2 protein-coding genes are annotated in these 2,678 nt (G+C 47.9%); both read left to right on the top strand.

All coding sequences use genetic code 11. From position 1 onward, the window contains the following. A partial coding sequence (locus AC4GME_RS03335; protein ID WP_490379010.1) for a thiolase family protein occupies positions 1 to 798 on the top strand: 798 nt, incomplete at its 5' end. Then, on the top strand, positions 798 to 2,678 hold a 1,881-nt coding region (locus AC4GME_RS03330; RefSeq protein WP_490379009.1), incomplete at its 3' end, for a 3-hydroxyacyl-CoA dehydrogenase NAD-binding domain-containing protein. The genes AC4GME_RS03335 and AC4GME_RS03330, both read left to right, overlap by 1 nt.

Here is a 2,678-nt window from a genome sequence, read left to right as displayed (position 1 = left end):
GAATTGGGCCTGACGGATCCCGTTTGTGGATTGAATATGGGGGAAACCGCCGAAGTGCTTGCCCGTGAATTTTCTATCAGTCGTCAGGAACAGGATGCTTTTGCCCTGCTTAGCCATCAACGCGCCTCACAAGCACAGTCAAAGGGGCTACTTGCAGAGGAGATTATCCCCGTGCCCGTTGCGCCGCACTATAAAACCATACAGCATGAGGATAATGGTCCGCGCAGCGATCAAACCATAGAAGCGCTAGGGAAGCTACGCCCCTATTTTGATCGGATCGCGGGAAGCATCACAGTGGGTAATGCCTGTCCGATAACCGATGGCGCGGTCGCCTTTACGGTGATGGCTGAATCAACCGCGAAGCAACGTGGTTTAAAACCATTGGGATACCTAAGAGATTATAGTTATGCAGGACTTGATGGAGCCCGTATGGGTTTAGGCCCAACCTACGCTACATCTGTGTTAATGACAAAAACTGCTTTAACAATCGATGATTTTGATCTGATTGAATTAAATGAGGCATTTGCCGTGCAGGTAATTGCTAATGAGCGTGCTTTTGCCAGTGATCAATTTGCTAAAAAATATCTGGGCAGAGAAAAAGCCCTTGGTGTCATTGATCGTGACAAACTGAATGTAAATGGCGGGGCAATCGCGCTTGGTCATCCCGTTGGTGCGACGGGAGGCAGGCTGGTATTAACGCTTCTGCATGAATTACGACGTCGTGGTTTACAGCGGGGACTTGCAACCCTCTGTATTGGTGGTGGACAGGGTGCTTCTCTAGTGCTGGAGGTTGAATAATGGAAACGATTCGAGTTGAGAAAGCTGAGTGGTTGGTACGGGTGATTTTTGATCTGCCTGGAGAGAAGGTAAATAAACTCTCCAGTGCTGTAATGACAGAGTTGAATCAGGTGATAACTGCTCTCAGCAGTGACAGCAGTGACAGCAGTTGCGAAGTTGTCAGTTTTGAGAGCACTAAAAAGGATATTTTTATCGCTGGGGCAGATATTGAGGAGCTTCGCGCTATTGATAGTGAGATTGAGGCTCGAGAGAAAGGCAAAGTAGGACAGGATCTTTTCTCGCGTATTGCCGCTCTTCCGCAAACTACGGTGGCAATCATAAACGGTGCCTGCGTGGGCGGCGGCTGCGAACTGGCTTTAGCTTGTGATTTTCGCGTGGCGACTGACAACCCTAAAACTAAGATAGGGCTTCCTGAGGTACAACTGGGTATTATTCCCGGCTGGGGGGGGACGCAGCGTTTACCGCGTTTAATTGGACTTCCCGAGGCGCTGGGAATTATCCTTCCCGGTAAAACCGTTAATGCCGGCAAAGCGAAGAAAATCAAGCTGGTTGATCACGTTGTCGCGGCTGCACTTTTAGAAGAGGAGCAACAAAGCTTTCTGCAAAAATTACGTGATAGCGCTTTTCGTTTGTCGCTAAAGAAAAAAAGAAAACCGCGCGGGAAAACAGAGTCTGTTGTGCACTCCTTGTTAAAAACCTCCTTCGGCAGATCCTTTGTTATAAAGCAAGCGCGCAAAAATGTAATGAAAAAAAGCAAAGGGTTTTATCCGGCGCCCCTTGCTGTCCTTGATCTCTTGTCTACAAAGTGCAGTTTAAGTGAGGGAATGGAGCGCGAGTTAGAAGCATTTTCCAAACTGGCCGTGGGAGAGATATCAAAAAATCTTGTCGCACTTTTCTTCTTAAATGAGGAGATAAAAAAAGAGCGAGGGTCCGATTTTGCAGGTGAAATTATCCCGCCGAAATCAGCAGCGGTTCTCGGCGCTGGTGTAATGGGAGGGGGGATAGCCTGGCTGCTGAGCCACCGTGGTTTGTCGGTGAGAATGAAAGATATCAGCTGGGATGCCATTGCCTTGGGCTATGGCCAGGCGGGTGAGTATTTTGCACAGTTAAAGAAACGCCGCCGGATGAAACAGGGACAAATAGATAGGGCGATGAACCGCATTGGTGCCTCCGTAGACTATCAGGGATTTGGCAGCGTAGATCTGGTGGTTGAAGCGGTTGTGGAGAATATGGAGATTAAAAAACAGGTACTTGCAGAAACTGAGACGCACCTCTCTGATTCGGCGCTACTGTGCAGCAATACCTCTGCGCTATCGGTTACTGAGATGGCCTCGGTGCTGCAGCGACCAGATAACTTTTGCGGTATGCACTTTTTTAACCCTGTAAACCGTATGCCTCTGGTAGAGATTATTCGTGGAGAGAAGAGCAGTGAGCAGACTATAGCGAGAGCGGTTGCTATGGTCAAAGGTTGGGGTAAGAGCCCTATAGTGGTAAAAGACTGCCCGGGATTTTTGGTTAATCGAATTTTACTTCCCTATATGAATGAGGCTGTGTATCTGCTGCAGGAGGGCGCAGATATTGAGATGGTTGATAAGGCTATCACCGAGTTTGGTATGCCGATGGGACCTTTTGAGCTTGCTGATCAGGTTGGAATTGATGTCGGTTATAAAGTAGCCAAGATTTTAGAGGAGGGCTTTGGCAAACGTATGCTTGTCTGTCCTCTTTTAACAACCGTTTATGATGAGCTGCAGTTGCTTGGTAAAAAAGGTGGCGCTGGCTTTTATAAATACGATGGCAAAACTAGCAAAGCCAATCCTGCTATTTGTCGATTTGCAGCGATCAGTGAAAAAAGGGATCACAACGCTGAGGATATTATCGAT

The organism is Psychromonas sp. (genome assembly GCF_983033635.1).
This window is presented reverse-complemented; position numbering and strand designations above follow the sequence as displayed.